Source organism: Stenotrophomonas sp. P5_A9 (assembly GCF_056400525.1).
Window position 1 is genome coordinate 126243 of the sequence record NZ_JBFULC010000003.1, and the last position, 16042, is coordinate 142284.

The window sequence follows — 16042 nt, forward strand, 5'->3', positions numbered from 1 at the left end:
CGCCGTATCGGCAGGCGGATCAGATGCTTTAGCGCGCCTCCCGCTTGCGTACCGATGCCGTTCAGCCAACCGCCACCACGGTGCCGCCACCGCGCGACCGGTTGGGGTGCGCGATGGAGCAGGTCTGGAAGTCGAATGGCCGTGTGGTCTGACCGCCCGGTGCCACCGCTTGAGGGGCGGGAACCGGGCGCAGCCGCGATTGCGCGGGCAAGCCGGGGCGGATCTTACGCGAGCGGTCTGCGCATACCAAGCCTGCTTGACGGAAGTGACCCGACAGGCCGTTACGCAGCGGCACTCAGTGCAGCAGCACCGACAACAACAGCGTGCACGCGCACACATAGCCCAGCAGGGCCAAACTGATCGCCAACGTCGTGCGCATGATCGCCGACTCCTGGCCGACCAGCTTCACCGCAGCGGCGGCAATGGCGATCGATTGCGGCGACACCAGCTTGGCCATCACCCCGCCGGCGGTATTGGCCGCTACCAGCAGCGCGGGGGAGACGCCGATCTGCGTGGCCGTAACCGCCTGCAGATGGGCGAACAAGGTGTTGCTGTTGACCACCGATCCGGTGATGAAGACTCCCAGCCAGCCGATCACCGGCGCCACCACCGGGAACAAGCCGCCGGCCTGGGCCAGTGCCAAACCGATCGTGGACGACGCGCCGGAATAGTTGGTGATGTAGGCCACGGCCATCACCAGGGCCACCGTCGCAAGCGGCTTCCACATCTCCCGGCCGGACTGCGCCAGCTCCTCGCTGGCCGAACGCACGCTCAGCTTGGGCGACAGCAAGACGGTAAGCAGCGCCGCGATCAGGATCGCCGTACCGGAGGCGTTGAGCCACCCCACAGTCCAGACTGCCGGCAGTGCGCGTGCACTGGCGACCAGTGGCGGCAGCTCCTGCACGCGCTGGTCGAGCAGGCCGATGGGCAGGTGCAGCACCGTTGTGCCGAGCACGCCATCCGCCGCGAACAGCACCTTGAACGCGGGCAGACTCCAGACCAGGATGGTGGCGGTGAGGATGTAGAAAGGCGACCACGCCAGCAGTACCTCCCGGAGCGACCAGCGCCGGCTGGAGACCGGCGGCGCGTTGGCTTCGCGGTAGATCCGTTTCGGGCGCCAGACCTGCATGAACGCGGCCAGGCTGCCCATTGCCGCGAGCGGCCCGATGATGTCCACCAGCTCGGGCCCCAACAAATGCAGCACCAGCGTCTGCGTGCCGCTGAAGACCACGCCGACCACCAACAGCACCGGCCAGGTTTCGCGCACACCGCGCCAGCCGTCCAGCATCATCACCAGCAGCGCCGGGAGCAGMAGGGCGCAGACCTGTACCAGCGGGATCAGCATGAGCGACATGTCGCCCAGCGCCACCCCGCCCTGCTGCGCACCCACCAGCACCGGGATGCCAATGGCGCCGTAGGCCCCTGCCGCGCCGTTGGCCACCAGACAGAGCATGGCTGCCTTGAGCGGGCGGAAGCCGAGTTCCACCAGCAGCGCCGCGCAAATCGCGATGGGCACACCGAAACCTGCCGCGCCTTCCAGGAAGCCGCCGAAGCAGAACGCGATCAGCAGCACCTGGATGCGCTGGTCGTCGGAGATGGTGGCGATGCTGCCGCGGATCACCTCGAACTTGCCGCTGCGGATGGCCAGCTTGTACAACCACACCGCCATCAGCACGATGAAGCTGATCGGGAACAGGCCGTTGGCGATGCCCAGCAGCGCCGCGCCACCGATGCTGCCCAGCGGCATGCCGAATACCCAGGCCGATACCACGGCCGACACCAGCACCGCCAGCAACGCGGCGGTGAGTCCCTTCAGCCGCAGCACGGTCAACGCCAGCAGGAATACCAGCACCGGCAGCGCAGCCAGCAGCGCCGAGAGATTCGCGTTACCGAGCGGGTCGTAGTTCTGGGGCCACATGGTCAGTCCCTGCTGGGTGGGTTGACGGAGGAACGGCGGCGAACGGGGTCAGGCGGCGGTAACGAGGTTGGGACAGGGGCTTCCCGCGGCGAAATCACCGAGGTTGCGCAGCGTGATCCCGGAAATCTCCTGCAACGCCTCCATTGTGAAGAATCCCTGGTGCCCGGTGACCAGCACATTCGGGAACGTCATCAGCCGCTGGAACGTGTCATCGTCGATGATCTCACCCGACCGGTCTTGGAAGAACAGCACGCTCTCCTGTTCGTACACGTCGATGGCGAGGTGGCCAAGGTGGCGCGACTTCAGCGCACGTATCACCGCCTGGGTATCCACCAGGCCGCCACGCGAGGTGTTCACCAGCATCGCACCGGCCTTCATCCCGGCCAGCGACGCATCGTTGATCAGGTGATGGGTTTCCGGGGTAAGCGGGCAATGCAGCGAGACGATGTCCGCGCGAGCCAGTAGTTCATCGATCGGCACGAAGGTGCCGATCGATGCGAAGGCGGTCGACGGGTACGGATCATGGCCCAGCACCGTGCACCCCATGCCCTTGAAGATGCGCGCGGTGGCCAGGCCGATCTTGCCGGTGCCAACGATGCCCACGGTCTTGCCGTACAGCGTGCGGCCCAGAAGACCATCGAGCATGAAGTTGCCTTCGCGGACCCGGTTGTAGGCGCGGTGGGTCTGACGGTTGAGCGTCATCACCAGCGCCAGCGCATGTTCGGCCACCGCCTCGGGCGAATAGGCCGGGACGCGCGCTACGAAGAAGCCCAGTTCGGCTGCCGTGGCGAGGTCGACATTGTTGAAGCCGGCGCAGCGCAGCAGGATCGCGCGCACGCCCAGCGCGTGCAGCGCATCCAGCACCGCCGCGTCCAGGCGGTCGTTGACGAAGACACAGACGGCCTCGCAGTCCTGCGCCAGCGCGGCCGTGTGGATGTCCAGGGAGGCGTCGAAATAGAGGAATTCAAACGATTGCGCGGCATCGGCATGTTGATTGGCCTCGTCCAGGAAGCGGCGGTCGTAGGGACGGGCGCTGAATACGGCGATCTTCATGAAGCATCCTCTGCGGGAGAAGCGCGCGGCGCGGCCTTCCAGGCACCTTACGCGGTAACGCGTGACAGGATCGCGCGCATCCGGTGGTCATGCAAACCTGCCGCTCTGGCGACCTCGCTACAATGCGGCCAACGACTGGAGCAACTTCCTTGAGCCTGACGTCTCGACTATTGCGTTGGTGTGCCACCCCTGGGGGCCGGCGTGTCCTGTTTGCCATCACCACGGCGATCGTCCTGCTGGTAGCGTGTAATCCGTTGCTGTTACCCCTGCTGCCGGTGGTCGATGCCGTTGGTCTGGATGTGCTGGCCTTGCTGGTCGGGGCCCAGGCGCTGGCGGCGCTTCCCTGGCTGGCAGCTCTGGTGCGGCGGGGTATCACGCCTGCACGGCGTGTACTGGCAGGCCTCCTGGCCGGTGCAGTCGGCGGCTATCTGAGGCAGCTTCTGTTCGGCGGATACTGCCGTGGCGTCCGGTTCGGACAGGGATAACAGGCACTGTCGGGGGCAAGGCAGCACGCATGCCCAGGCCGCGGTCATGCGCTTGGACAGCGCATGACGCCCCAGCGCTGCCCGCGACAGACCCGCCCGCCATCGTGCCCTGGTATTCGCCACTTCAGCAACGCCATTGGCAGAAGTACGTGGGCACTTTTGAGAGGTGCGGCCGTCGCAGCGGCCAGGGTAAACCGATTGCGGTGCTTTCCCACGGCTTCGGCACCGAGCAGACGGCGTGGACGGCAGTGCGACCGTGGTTCGGGGGCGCGCTTCGACGTGGTCTCCTTCGACCTCGCCGGCTGCGGCCCCAAGGGTGCCGATCGCGGACGGCAGCCGGAACGCGGTGGCCTCCACTGGCAATGCGATGCCGCGAGGCGCTGCGTGACCGGGACCTGTTCGCCCGATTTGGCGGCGCGCAGTTCATCGCGTTGCTGTCGGCGCCGGTCATCAACGAAGTTCCTGTAGCGGTCGAGCGACTGCGCAGTGCGATTGCCGCCGATCCCATCACGGTGGGCGGCACGCGTATCGCCGTCTCGATCAGCGTGGGCGCGGCCATTGGCGAGGCACTCCCCGGCGGGGATCAACCGCTCCTGGAGGAGCTCGTAGCGCGCGCCGATGAAGCGCGTTACCAAGCCACGACCGAGGGCCGCAACCGGGTGCGGATGGCGGATCCGGTACGGCGTAAGCGCTGGATGCCCGCCCCTGTTGCTTGCCCCGGGACCGCCGCTACACTCAGGCCATCCGGGCCCCACCTCGAAGGACGCAACAGGGATGTTGTCTGCCCGCTGGTACGCCGCTTGTGCTTGGCCGCCGCCCTGTTTACCTCTTCTGCGCTGGCCTGCGCAGCCGATGCCCCGACCGCCGAAACCCCGTTGCAGCTTCAGCAGCGCCGCCTGGATGCGCTGCGCCTGATGGCCGACGCGTCCTCGCCATCCAACATGCCGGACCGCGAGGCACTGGTGAAGGGCATGATCGTGGTGATGGCTGTCGCAGATCCCGCGCTGCTTCCGGACGGGTGGACCGGAATCGCTGCGCAGGGTATCAGACCATCGCCTCGCACTACCCCGAGCGCACATCCGCAGCTGGAGCGGAGGCAACCTTTCCCACAAACGAAAAGCCCCGGCCTTGGTCGGGGCTTTTTGTTGCATCTACGGTCACGGTCAATGAGATGTCCGAGGCCATGCACGGGCAAGTTGCGATGATTTCTTGAAGCAATTTCAACCAACACCGCATGCAGATGGGATGTGTTAGTCCTTGTCATCGCATTATCTTTGGACTTGCGCTATTCATCATTACACGAACAGGCAGGCTCAGCTCCAGATAACGATGCTACCGTCGGGTCCATTCAGTTGCATGGCTTCTGGACCGGAGTACCCATCTTCTGTCAAGTCGACGGTGAGAAATTTATCGCCCGAGAACATCATGGTCATTTTGATGTCATCGACCAGGCAATCGACCAACTTCAATCGGAGCGACGTATGTGTCAGTGGGCCCGAACGCTCGTCACAGGAGAGCGTATATTCGTTATAAATATGAAGCGACCACCCATCATCAGTTCCAACCTGAACCTGCTCATCCTCGAAGGTCAACGTTACATGCTTGCCCTTGAGATGTTGAAAAATTTCTGATCGATACTCATTCATGTGACGTATCTCACCCTACTTGATTGGAAAATGCGACTTTGAATTGGGCAAGGTCTTTCCTGAGTTTGGATCAACGCCTTGCTTGCCTGCGTTTTCATATTTTATGTAGCCAGACGGGTATCCGGGGCTGGCTCCCTTTGGCGACGTCGGATCCATCATCCGCATGGTTGCCACTTGTCGGTTGGCGCCCCCCGCCCCACCTGTAAAGGCGACACCGGTTTGCTTGCCCCCCGGATTTGTCACTGGAGAGGGCCCTGTTGAGCCTGGAGGCACAGGAAACGCCGTTCCGCTTGATGAGACAACAAAATTCGGAGAGGAAGCAGGTGCTGGAGCGGCAACTGAAGCAGATGTTGATGCCGCTGCTGTTGGTGCAGGTAGTGCCCGAGACTGTTGTGCAGAGTCGATTGCGCCTGTCATCAACGAGGCGGCGGCAGGACCAATGACGGGCGTTGCTCGAATTATCGCGTAGGTCAACACAAGCGCCGCGGGACCAAATGTGTCGTACGCAGCAGGATCGCTTGCTACCGAATCAGCGTGTCGCTCTGCTGCGCGCTCCTGACGACCGTCAGGGTCATTAAACCGGTAAGGATTGTCTGCAGCGTATGTGTATCGGTTAAAGGATGATCCAGGATTTTCGTGTGGTGTCACCGGATCCACCGAGAGGAACACCCCCAGCTGCGGATCCATGTACCTTTGCTGCATCTGGCTTAGCCCAGTTGCAGCATCACTCACATGCCCCGCATACCCCGGCCCATCGGCAACAGGAGCACCTACGACAGCGCCATAAGGCTCGTAAGTGATGCGCTCGATCACGTTGCCGTTGGCATCACTCTTGGCTACTACCGAGCCCAAGGCATCGGTGTGGACGTACGTGACCGCTTGAGCGCTGACGGGGGACACCGCCGCCATGCTGGACATGAGCATCCAGCACACCTTCCCCTGCAGCCTACCGCGCCCTTGGGCCACCCTCTTGAGTGCTGCAGAGCATCGAGATATGCCGTCCACCACCTTCCTCAGGGCAATTGCGCGGACAAGGTCAGCCATCGATCTCTCCAATAGTCAGCACCTGCGGTGTAGGGGGATTCGACCAAGGCGAGCAGCCTGCGGCATTGCAAGCCCTCACTTGGTGCGACGCCGCGCAGTAGGTCTGGTTGCTTGAGCCAACCTGGGTCAACGGGCCGCTGTACACGTTTGCGATGCCATTCTTTAGCAACTCATACGTGGTAGCTCCCGCCACCGGCGTCCACCACACAGAGCAATTGATCCGTATCGGTGGCTTGGCCGACTGGAACTTGGTATTCGACGTAATCCTAGGCGTCGCAGGCGGCAGCGTAACCACAGTGGACGCAGTGTTGGAATACCCACTACAGCCTGCAGCGTTACACGCGAGGACACGATAACCGTAGTTGGCGTCCAATTGCCCGCTCACCGTGCGCGACGTGGCGCCCTCGCGCTGGACCTCACCCCAGCCGCCGCTGTTGACACTCTGCTCCAGCCGGTACTCCGTCGCCAACGCTACTGCGTTCCAGCTGACGGTGTAGCTGCCCGTGTTGCTCGAGGCAGGAGCGCTCACAGACGTCGCCTGCGGAGGCTGAAGCGATGCCACACTCACCACGTTGGAGTACACCCCACTCCAGCCAGCGTCGTTGCCGGCACGCACCCGATAGCTGTAGTTGCCGGTCGGCTTGCCCGAGATCGAAAGCCCAGTCGCGGCGAGTTCACTATAGACCGCCCAACCGGCGCCATTGGCGCTCTCCTCGACGCTGTACTTGTTGGCATCGGGTACGGAAGACCAGCTGACGGCAAAATTTCCGTTCAATGCCACGGCAGGTGCGGACAGGCCAGGTGAAACGCTGGGCGGCGAGAAGGCCACCACAGACACTGTCGCRGAGAACGGCCCACAACCGGCTGCGTTGCATCCGCGGACGCGATAAGCGTAGCTGGCAGCCGGACGTCCCGCGTACTGCATGGCGTTCGGTGTCGTGGTCGGACTGACGATGGACCAACTACCCGAACCCACCATCTCCTCCAACGCGTAGCTGCTGGCGCCGACGACAGCAGACCAACTAACAGTGTAGTTACCGTTGGGGGCCTGCGCGGGCGCAGCGAGCGCGGGAACGCCCGAAGGCGAGAGCTGCATCACGGTAGATGCGACTGCACTCCAGCCACTGCAGTTGGATACAGCCATGCAGGCGCGCACCCGATAGCTGTAGGTCGCGCCCGTCTTTCCGTTTGCTGCCCAGCTCACCGCTGCACCGGTCTGGATACCGCTCCAGCCTCCCGCATTGACCTGCTCCTGCAACTCATAAGCGGTCGCCGCATCCACTGCGTTCCAGCTCACCGCGTAGCTACCGGAATTACTGAACGCTGGCGCCTGCAACACAGGGGCCACCGGCGTAACGATTGTTGCCACTTCGGCCACCAGGCTTCCATTGAGGTGAACGTATTCAATGTTCTTGCCCTGGCGCGCATTGTTCTGGCGCCGCAAGACACCATCCTGGCCGTACATGGAAAGGATCGTGGCTCCCGCTGCATCGATGGATGCAATGCGACGACCATGCGCGTCATACCGGTAAGACTCGATGCCTACCGCACCACGCAACCGGTTTCCGTAGTCGAAGTTGAATGCCTGTCCGTTGCGGTTGCTGAGGTTGCCCTGCACCCCGTAGCTCAGGCCGATCGTGGTAGCACCGGCGTTGCTCTGGACGTTGGTCAGGCGATTGTTGCTGTCATACCAGTAGTTATGCTCTTTGACCCCGAGCAGCTTCGCGCCGCGCAGATTGTCGAGCACATCGTAGCTATAACGCATCACGCCATCGCCGCCAAATGCCGGGGAGATGGTCTGGGTAAGGCGGTCGAGCCCGTCATACTGCATGGATCGGGTGCGGCTGGCATCGAGTGCGTCGTCGATCCGGGACACGTTGCCGACGGCATCATACGCATAGGCGTTATCAAGCACGCCACCATCGACGACACGAGCAGGAAGCTGGCGGCTGCTCTGCGTCATGGTATGCACGATCCCATTGCCATAAGTGAACTGCCGCATTCCGCCATTGGGGTAATACGACACACCGCTGGCGTAACCTGCCGCTCGCGTTGGCTGCCCCAGCGCGTTCGGACCATAGTCAATGCTCATCCCGCTTGGATACACGACGCTGGCCAGCGCGCCGTTGGCGTCGTACCCATAGCCGAGTGACCAGTTGACCACTCCCGCCTGCTCCGCCGTTTCCCCAACCAGCAGACGCCTGCGATTGTAGGCATAGGTATTGATCGCCTGGCTGGCGCCCGCATCGTTGCTGGTCACAACCTGCGAAGGCCTGCCATCGTTGAAGTAGCTCCAGGTCTGGTTGCCGTTGCCGTCGGGAAAAGACAGCGTCTTGAGCCGATTGCGCGCGTCGTAGGTTCGGTCCACGCGCCGTCCTGAATCAAGCGCAGCCTGGACGTCGCAGTTGGCCGTACTGGCCAATGCAAGTCCCGACGCCGTCCAGATGACGTTGCCGGCGCCGTCATACCCGGTCGCCGTGGCGCCGGTCTCCGGTTCGACGGATTTGCACAGTTGCTGATGACCGTCATAGACGTAGCTGCGCGTGACAGAAAGTGTTCCGTCTGCGTTTCTTCGCCGAATCGAGGTGGGCTTTCCAAACACGTCCCGGGCGATATCGGTATAGGCGCCCTCTGGATGGTCGATCCAGACCGGGACGTCGTATCCGGGCTGGTCAAAGACCTGATAGCCGCTCACCGTCGCCTGGCCCCGCGGGTTTGTCGTCCGTGTCTGGCCGTTGGGCAGGTACTGCGTGACTGTGCTCAGCAAGCCAAGTTCGCTGTCCTGCGACACCGAGGTAGCCCGACCCAGAGCGTCGTAGTCGCTCCACGTGCCCGTAGTGAGCGTGTCGGTCGTCCCGGAATAGGACGCGAACACCTGCCGGCCTTCTTCATCGTAGGCAAAGCGCTGGAATCGCTGCGTTGCCGCGACATCGGCCGCATCGTACTCACGGGTGACGAGCGGTCGCCAGAGTGCGTCAAGGAAGGTTTCCTTTCGAGCGTTGCCGGTCGCCACCACCTGCCGCCAATGGCCCGGCCCAATCCCGTACTCGTCGGCGCCTACCTGGGCGAATGCCTGCGTGGTGACATTCCAGGCCACAGAGTCGGCTGCCGGATACGTGATGCTGGAGACTCGCCCCATCGCGTCATAGCCATACTGGGTGGCGAAGCCGTTCTCATCGGTGATCGAGGTGATCCAGCCATTGTCGTCGACGCTGGCGGCAAGACCCTGCCCATCCGCCCAGGTGATCGATTGCGGATTGCCGCGCTTCCAAGCGCCCAACGTGGTGGTATTGCCGTTGCCATCCTTGACGGTCGCTATTGTGCCATCAGCATGATAGGTGAGCGACTGCTGCAGCTTGCCGAACGACCACGACTGCGAGGGCATCGCGTTGCCATCAAACGTCGTCTGCGATACCACCGCACCGGTGTCTGCATTGGTTACCGCACTCACCTGACCAAGCAACCAGCGGGTTGTATCGTCGCTGTACTGCGTCGTGTCGGTGCGGGAGTGCCACGGACTTGCGCGGGTGGCGCTTGTCGGCCGAGCGTAGGCATCGAAACTATTTGTGGTGGCACGGAACGTGGTTCCGTCCTGCGACACCGTCGTACTGACCATCGGACGCACCTTCAGCGTGCCGATGTCATCGCCCCCGACCCTCAGGCCGTAGTTGGGATGGAAAGGCTGGCTCGCCAGTTGCGCATCGGTCATCAGCTCGGAACGGGTGGTTGAAAGCAGATTGCCTGCGGCGTCGTACGTTCTGGAGCCCATCAACTGCCCATCGTTCCAGGCATAGAGGAATCCATAGTCATAGACGACCCGGGAGCCGTCGGGCTTGTTGATCGTGTTTGCCTTGGTGGTCGGGCAGCTCTGGCACGGATAGGCAACCGGCTGACCGCCGCCCCACAACGCCTGCCGTTCACGCGTGTACGAGTAGGTCCATAGCAGCGGCTGTGGAATGCCAGGGCCGCTCAGTTCCTTCGATACCAGCGACATGATGTCGAACTGGTTCGGCGTACGCAGGACGTAGTAAAGATCCTGCCCGTTCACCCGACTGATGCATTCGCTGCGCTGCACACCGGCCCGATAGTGCCGAAGGTTGGTGAAGTTGAAGCGGCCTTGTGCACCTGACGGGTGCCGGGACACGACTTCATAACTGGCCTGCAGCGCATCCGGTCCGCCCGCACACGTGATGCCGGTCTCTCCATCCCAGAAGTCAAAACCCGGCTTGAGATTTCCCGCATAGGTGTACTGCCATGCGCTGCCGTCAGGCAGCATGACACCGCCCAGGTTTCCCGCACCATCGTAGCTGTAGGTCCAGTTCCGCCCGTTGGTGGAGGCCGTGACAAGACGGTCGCCCTGATAGGCCAGGTCCAGTCGGCGGACTTCGCCATTACGATCCTGAGCCACGATGGCCGTCGGATTGCCCTGCCCGTTGTAGCTATAGCTCAGCGTATTCCCGAAGCGATCGGTAACCTTGGTGGCAAGCAGGAACATCCGGGTGCGCGCAATCCTGACCGGGGGATACATCGGTCCACGGCTCTGCTGCATCGTGCCCGCCGGGCGTCCTACCGCGTAGTTGAATTCGAACCGACGCCCGTCGGCGGTCTGCATGGCAAAGCCCTCGCCGGACATGCCCGCCTGCATGGGAATGCAGCTGAAGGCATCGCGCTCGCGGCTGGCCCAACGGTGAGGGACGCCGTCATTGGGCACTGGCACGCCAGACTCGGCCAACAGCATGGGGCGATCGCCCTCGCCTGGGACATGGATGCTGAAGCCCTGGAAGATGTCGAAGATGCTGATTGCACCACTGAAGGATATCTGCGGCGCCACTGCGACCGAGCAACGCTGGTCGGTCAGCCCCCCGGTGGAATCCAGCCCCCTCCACAGCACCGCGCTATCGAAGGTTGCTGAGATATGGGGTACATCCAGATCCCAGTTGCCGATGCCCCGAAGCTTGGGCGCCGCAAGGGGCTCGCCTGGGCCAATCGGCGTCAGCTCCACCGAGAATCGGCGGGTAAGGCGGACGGGCATACCCGAACCGGTCAACTCGATATCGGTGACGGCGAAATCGGTCGCGCCGTTGTAGACGCTGACACTGTCGCCCATCAACTCGCTTTTCAACGCGGTCAGCGTCTGGGCCGCCTCGACCCGCTTGCTGTATTCCTGATAGGGCTCAACGGCCCCGACCTCGCTCAGCATCATGCACAGCACAGCTGCCACGCCGACACGGCATGACCAAGAATTCCAGGCGCCCAAGCCCCCTCTCCCTGTTGTCAGCTCCTGCCGGAGCGTTCCTTTCGCGACATCGCTGTGCGGAATCTATCAGATATGAGCGGGGCGTGAACAAACAAACAGATGCAAACATGGAGCAACGCGACGGCTTAGTCCCACGGATCCTTCCGCTGCTCGACACGTCCGGCCGATCCGGAAGGGAACCGATGAATCAATGATCTTTTCAATCTCAAGGCCTCATTGATCAGGCTGATCATCGGACCTTAGCCCATTCTATGAAAGCTCTTTCACCAAGGCATTGGCCAGCAGCTCACGGTCACGGTCACGGTCACACACAATGAGATATCCGAGGCCACGCAACGGCAAGCAGCGATGATTTCTTGAAGCAATTTCAACCAACACCGCATGCAGATGGGATGTATTAGTCCTTGTCATCGCACTCAGGACAAGAACCGAGGTGCCGTGCTGATCAACAGGTACGAGCGCGAGCGAAACCAAGCGGATATCACCAAGGCCGCAGAACTTGCCAGCGTGCTTGATATACCTGTCGCATACCTCTTCGCTGAGGACGATGACCTGGCTGCCGCGATCTTGGCCTTCGTGAAGCTCCCAACCGAAGAGCGCCGGAGGATGCGAGAAGAGCTTGAGCGCTTGGCCGGGCAGCAGTCTGACTGATCGCGTCACGCGGCCAGCTTGGCAACTGCCGCCGCCAGGGTGTCCGGGGCCAGGTGGGCGTAGCGAAGAGTCATGGTGGTGTCTGCGTGTCCCAAGAGCGCGCGCACGGTCTTCAGATCCACTCCAGCCCGCACCAAGCGCGATGCGAAGTGATGCCGCAGGTCATGGAACCAGAACTGTTCAATGCGGGCGTCAGTGATCAGCTTGCCCCACCCCTTCTTGATGTCGCTCACCTCGAATACCTTGCCCGCACGGCGCTCGCCTGCTTGAGCGGTCCAACGCCGCAGGACTTCCACGGCTTCGGCGTTCAAAGGGATGTGACGTTGCCTCCCGGACTTGGCGTTCTCGGCGCGGATGGTCAACACCTTGGCTTCCCAGTTGATGCCCGCCCAGGTCATCGACAACAGTTCACCCCGCCGCATGCCGGTATTGATGGCTGTAAGGACCACCGGGGTCAGGTGATCGACATACCCGTCCAGCGGCAAATCAGGCAGAACCGCCTGCCGATACTTACGTCGGGCCGCATTGGCGTTCGCCCTGCCCCCTACACCAGCAAGATCGCGCGCTGCGAGTGCAGCTCGGAGCATTGCTTCTTCGTCCGGCGACAGGAGCCGCACTACCTTACGGCTTGCTGCTGATCGCCGTCGCATGCCCATCAAAGGATTGGCTTCGATCCACTTCCACTCGACCGCACGGGACAAGGCAGATCGGAGGCAAGCGAAGTCGCGCGCTACGGTAGCCTTGGTGACGGCATCCGGACCACTCACACACCCACTCCACCAACGCTCCATCGTGGGAATGTCGATTTCGATGATCTGACGACGCAGCAGCCACGGAAACACTGATCGGATGCGATCCGGGTACTGACGACCACCCTTGAGCTCAGCTACAGCCCAGGGTTCGAAATGTCGTTGAGGAGCACTTCGAGGGTGCAGCTGGTGGGCTTCGACTTCGCGAGTGAAGGCAAACCAGACTGAACGTATTCAGCTACCGCCTGCCGGGCTTGGTCTCGAGCTTGGTCGAGCGTCAGGTGCTCTACCGACCCTAATGTACGACGCTTGCCGTGCGCCCAGGTAACGATCCAAGCCTTGTGCCCTGAGGGTTGCACGCGAAGTATCAGACCACGAACCTGAGCGTCTCTGAGCTCATAGGGACGATCCTTGGGCTCAGCGGTGAGAACGATGCGCTTCGTGAGGGCAGCTGACATCGGACGGGTTGTCCGTAAGTGGCGATAGAGCCAACTTAGGACAGGATGCGAGGCGGTGTTTGGATGCGGATCGTCCGTGATGAACATATCTAGTGTTCACGGCAGAGGGGTGAAAGTCGATCCTGACTATCGAGCAGGACTATCTACGACTCAGCGTCATAGGCAGACGCGCCGAGATTCTCGACTCCGCGCTCACCAGCGAAAATGAGAAATTCAACAACCATCTCTTCTAAGTTGAAGACGCCTCCACAAGCAATGTAGCGCTGCTGCGAGATCTCAGACTGGATCCAATCTACTTCTGAACGATCAATGCGATTCCGGGGCAGTGAAACTTCACTGAACTCCGTATCAGCCAAGTCGATGGTAAGTATCCACCCCGGATTATCCAGCGTATCTATTTTGATACCGTAGGAATGCTCCCAATCTTCGTCACAGTGCCGCGCATACCATTTTTGCAACAACGAGATAGCGGTGTTCATAGATGATCTCATTTAAGCTTAGGCAGTTCTTCTGGCAGTGCCGGGCGTACGCCCTTCTGTCCTGCCTCCTTTACGTGAGGCGTTGCAATTGTAGCTCCATCTGGATTGGTGTGGGCCTTACCGGTTACATCAACACGTTTCACCTCTTGGTAACCGGATGGATTATTCGAATTCGGCTCGTAAGTCGCAGTGTTGCTAATGTTGCCATCCTCACCACGCTTAAAAACAGAATGCGCTCCTTCTGCGCTGGAGTCCGGTCGCAACTTGTTCGTATTTCGCCCAGACCGCAATGCATCTACTGCCTTGTCAGTAGTGCGGACCGCCTTGATCGCGGCGCCAGCGCCTCCGGGAACAAAGGGCACTGCAGCTGCCGTAGCATCAATCGCCACACCGATTGAGTCGACAATACCCGCCCCCACATTACCTTGGCTAAAGTTCGAGTAGGCACTGGTCGCGCCCATCGCAATGTTCGCAACGTCCCATACGGTTTCGACAATTCGTCCGTCAGGATCTCTAAACTTGTACGGATTCCCGTTCGCATACCGATACCGATTGAACTGCCCCACCGGCTGTTCATACGCCGTCACCGGGTCGACGGACAGGAACACCCCCAACTGCGGATCCATATACCGCTGCTGCATCTGGCTTAGCCCAGTAGCAGCATCACTCACATGCCCCGTATACCCCGGGCCATCAGCAACCGGCGCACCTACGACAGCGCCATATGGCTCGTAAGTGATGCGCTCGATCACGTTGCCGTTGGCATCGCTCTTGGCTACTACCGAGCCCAAGGCATCGGTATGGATGTAGGTCACCGTTTGTGCGCTTGCAGTCGGTACAGCAGCGAGGCCCAGCAACAGCACAAAGCATAGCCAAGCGCCTACCGCACCCAGCTTCCGAACTCGATCTTCAACTCCCCTGAAGCGGGTCGACACACCGCCTGCAGCTCCCCCGAACCTGTGCATCCTTCCAATCCCTGAAAGAGCCTTGAAGCAAGGCCTAGTATTGATAGCACAGGAACCATCGGCCCGGAATCCAACGGTGCGATTGAGGCCAATCACGCCATCCTGACGGGAGCAGCGCTCTTGGCGCTAAGCGCCAGCGAAGCCGGATCGGTCGTGGTGGCGATGTCAGCCAAGGCGCATCAGCGGAGCTGAGGTTGCCGGCCAGCGGCCGGCACTACCAACGACCGTGTCGCCACAAACAAAAAGCCCCGACCAGGCCGGGGCTTTTTGCTGTATCTGGTGCCGGAAATAGGAATCGAACCTACGACCTACGCATTACGAACCCAGCCGACTGACTCCGGCGAGCGATCTAAGCGACAAACAACTGATTGCATAAGTCCGACTCCGGCCGAGCGGACCGGCATGAACCAATGCCAACCAGATGTCGCGCTCCGACCTGACTGTCCATTGCCCGGGCGATTGTACGGGATACAGGTTAGAGCTACTTCGCTAACCGTAAGCCCCTTATAAGCCACCGTTGCGGCCCGTGCACTGCTCCAGCAGCCAGAACAGACAAGCCATACCTTATAGCTCGTAGCGTCCTCAGAACCCAGGGCAATCGGCGCCGACTCTCAGGTCAAAGCCGCCCCACCTAGTGAGGCGGCCTCATGGGAGAAAACAACTACGCCTCCTCACAGATCCCGAGCTCAAGAGCTCTCTTCATCAACGTGGGGACACCACCGGCGTCCGAAACAGAGTAAATGTGAAGTCTTGTCATGGCGCGACTTCCGCCAAGATAAAGCGTGGCCAACCCACGCCTTTTGTCCATAGCCCCTGCCCCGTCCTCAGCAAACAGGACCAGGCTACTGACATCAAGCAGATAGACTTCATCAAACTGCAGCCCGGCAACAAACTCTGGCATTGAAAAGACGAAGCGGACACCCTTACTAGGTATCGTACCGATGTCTTCTCTCGCAGCGACAGGGACAAATAGATCGCGATACGCCCCTGCCCTCATATAGGTCTGGAAGCTGTTGTAATCGCAACAAAGGACTGCCACAGACCTTCCGCTTTTTCGTCTCTTTGCGCTTCTCGATGCTAGTGGAAAAACAGCCTCATATTGATCCTTGAGCGTCTTAACCACCGTCAGACTTGGCTTGGCACCTGAAGGCATCGCGCTTCGCTGATGGTAATGAGGCCAATCCTCCGCAAGCTCAGCAGCAGGCGCAAAACTATCGATGTGAGCCATGAGATCATTGATTTGAGGAGTGTAGCGGAATACCTCATCAAATTTGAAACTCTTCATATCAGGAAGATCTCGCTGCCATTGCTGCAGCCCCTGCCCTATACGCCTCACG

General features: G+C 61.2%; 13 protein-coding genes. 2 read left to right on the forward strand and 11 right to left on the reverse strand.

Annotated features, from left to right (window positions below; genetic code table 11):
- Nucleotides 1-295: 295 nt before the first annotated feature.
- Both AC1DR7_RS01880 and AC1DR7_RS01885 read right to left on the reverse strand, forming a co-directional pair.
- Entirely contained in the window at nucleotides 296-1918 is a 1623-nt protein-coding gene (locus tag AC1DR7_RS01880; protein WP_457318560.1) for an L-lactate permease, read from the reverse strand.
- Nucleotides 1919-1966: 48 nt separating this feature from the next.
- On the reverse strand, nucleotides 1967-2971 hold the full coding sequence (locus tag AC1DR7_RS01885) for a 2-hydroxyacid dehydrogenase (protein WP_457318559.1): 1005 nt from the start codon (nucleotides 2969-2971) through the stop codon (nucleotides 1967-1969).
- A 149-nt stretch (nucleotides 2972-3120) separates the two neighbouring features.
- On the opposite strand from AC1DR7_RS01885, the gene AC1DR7_RS01890 reads away from it, so the two are divergent.
- On the forward strand, nucleotides 3121-3456 hold the full coding sequence (locus AC1DR7_RS01890; protein WP_457318558.1) for a hypothetical protein: 336 nt from the start codon (nucleotides 3121-3123) through the stop codon (nucleotides 3454-3456).
- Between the two features lie 362 nt (nucleotides 3457-3818).
- Nucleotides 3819-4661, forward strand: a complete 843-nt coding sequence (locus AC1DR7_RS01895) for a GGDEF domain-containing protein (protein WP_457318557.1) — start codon at nucleotides 3819-3821, stop codon at nucleotides 4659-4661.
- A gap of 108 nt (nucleotides 4662-4769) precedes the next feature.
- On the opposite strand, the gene AC1DR7_RS01900 is transcribed toward AC1DR7_RS01895, so the two are convergent.
- The 9 genes from AC1DR7_RS01900 to AC1DR7_RS01940 all read right to left on the reverse strand — a co-directional run.
- Nucleotides 4770-5102 (reverse strand): hypothetical protein, encoded by a 333-nt coding sequence (locus tag AC1DR7_RS01900; protein ID WP_478052891.1) that lies wholly within the window; start codon nucleotides 5100-5102, stop codon nucleotides 4770-4772.
- 15 nt (nucleotides 5103-5117) lie between these two features.
- Nucleotides 5118-6146 carry an RHS repeat domain-containing protein gene (locus tag AC1DR7_RS01905; protein ID WP_478076375.1) on the reverse strand — a complete coding sequence of 343 codons (1029 nt, stop codon included), beginning with the start codon at nucleotides 6144-6146 and terminating at the stop codon, nucleotides 5118-5120.
- Entirely contained in the window at nucleotides 6139-11349 is a 5211-nt protein-coding gene (locus tag AC1DR7_RS01910) for an RHS repeat protein (protein ID WP_478052889.1), read from the reverse strand. The genes AC1DR7_RS01905 and AC1DR7_RS01910 overlap by 8 nt, the downstream gene beginning before the upstream one ends.
- A gap of 303 nt (nucleotides 11350-11652) precedes the next feature.
- The gene (locus tag AC1DR7_RS01915; RefSeq protein ID WP_457319484.1) at nucleotides 11653-12063 is read right to left on the reverse strand and encodes a hypothetical protein; all 411 of its coding nucleotides are present in this window, start codon (nucleotides 12061-12063) and stop codon (nucleotides 11653-11655) included.
- Nucleotides 12060-12896, reverse strand: coding sequence for a tyrosine-type recombinase/integrase (locus AC1DR7_RS01920; RefSeq protein WP_478076376.1), 837 nt, complete (start codon nucleotides 12894-12896; stop codon nucleotides 12060-12062). Before AC1DR7_RS01920 ends, AC1DR7_RS01915 begins: the two co-directional genes overlap by 4 nt.
- A 44-nt stretch (nucleotides 12897-12940) precedes the next feature.
- A complete protein-coding gene (locus AC1DR7_RS01925; protein WP_478052323.1) occupies nucleotides 12941-13348 on the reverse strand; it encodes an Arm DNA-binding domain-containing protein in 408 nt (135 codons plus the stop codon).
- 56 nt (nucleotides 13349-13404) lie between these two features.
- Nucleotides 13405-13740: an immunity 53 family protein gene (locus AC1DR7_RS01930; protein ID WP_312710772.1), complete on the reverse strand. Its 336-nt coding sequence runs from the start codon at nucleotides 13738-13740 to the stop codon at nucleotides 13405-13407.
- A gap of 8 nt (nucleotides 13741-13748) precedes the next feature.
- Complete coding sequence (locus tag AC1DR7_RS01935; protein ID WP_478054812.1) at nucleotides 13749-14603, reverse strand: RHS repeat-associated core domain-containing protein; 855 nt, start codon at nucleotides 14601-14603, stop codon at nucleotides 13749-13751.
- A 763-nt stretch (nucleotides 14604-15366) separates the two neighbouring features.
- The coding region (locus tag AC1DR7_RS01940; protein ID WP_478076377.1) for a hypothetical protein at nucleotides 15367-16042 on the reverse strand (676 nt) is incomplete at its 5' end.

What these genes read in the sequence shown, in the direction of transcription:
- AC1DR7_RS01885 (WP_457318559.1), bottom strand. Translation starts at nt 2,971, where the DNA reads ATGAAGATCGCCGTATTCAGCGCCCGTCCCTACGACCGCCGCTTCCTG.
- AC1DR7_RS01895 (WP_457318557.1), top strand. Translation starts at nt 3,819, where the DNA reads ATGCGATGCCGCGAGGCGCTGCGTGACCGGGACCTGTTCGCCCGATTT.
- AC1DR7_RS01900 (WP_478052891.1), bottom strand. Translation starts at nt 5,102, where the DNA reads ATGAATGAGTATCGATCAGAAATTTTTCAACATCTCAAGGGCAAGCAT.
- AC1DR7_RS01905 (WP_478076375.1), bottom strand. Translation starts at nt 6,146, where the DNA reads ATGGCTGACCTTGTCCGCGCAATTGCCCTGAGGAAGGTGGTGGACGGC.
- AC1DR7_RS01925 (WP_478052323.1), bottom strand. Translation starts at nt 13,348, where the DNA reads ATGTTCATCACGGACGATCCGCATCCAAACACCGCCTCGCATCCTGTC.
- AC1DR7_RS01930 (WP_312710772.1), bottom strand. Translation starts at nt 13,740, where the DNA reads ATGAACACCGCTATCTCGTTGTTGCAAAAATGGTATGCGCGGCACTGT.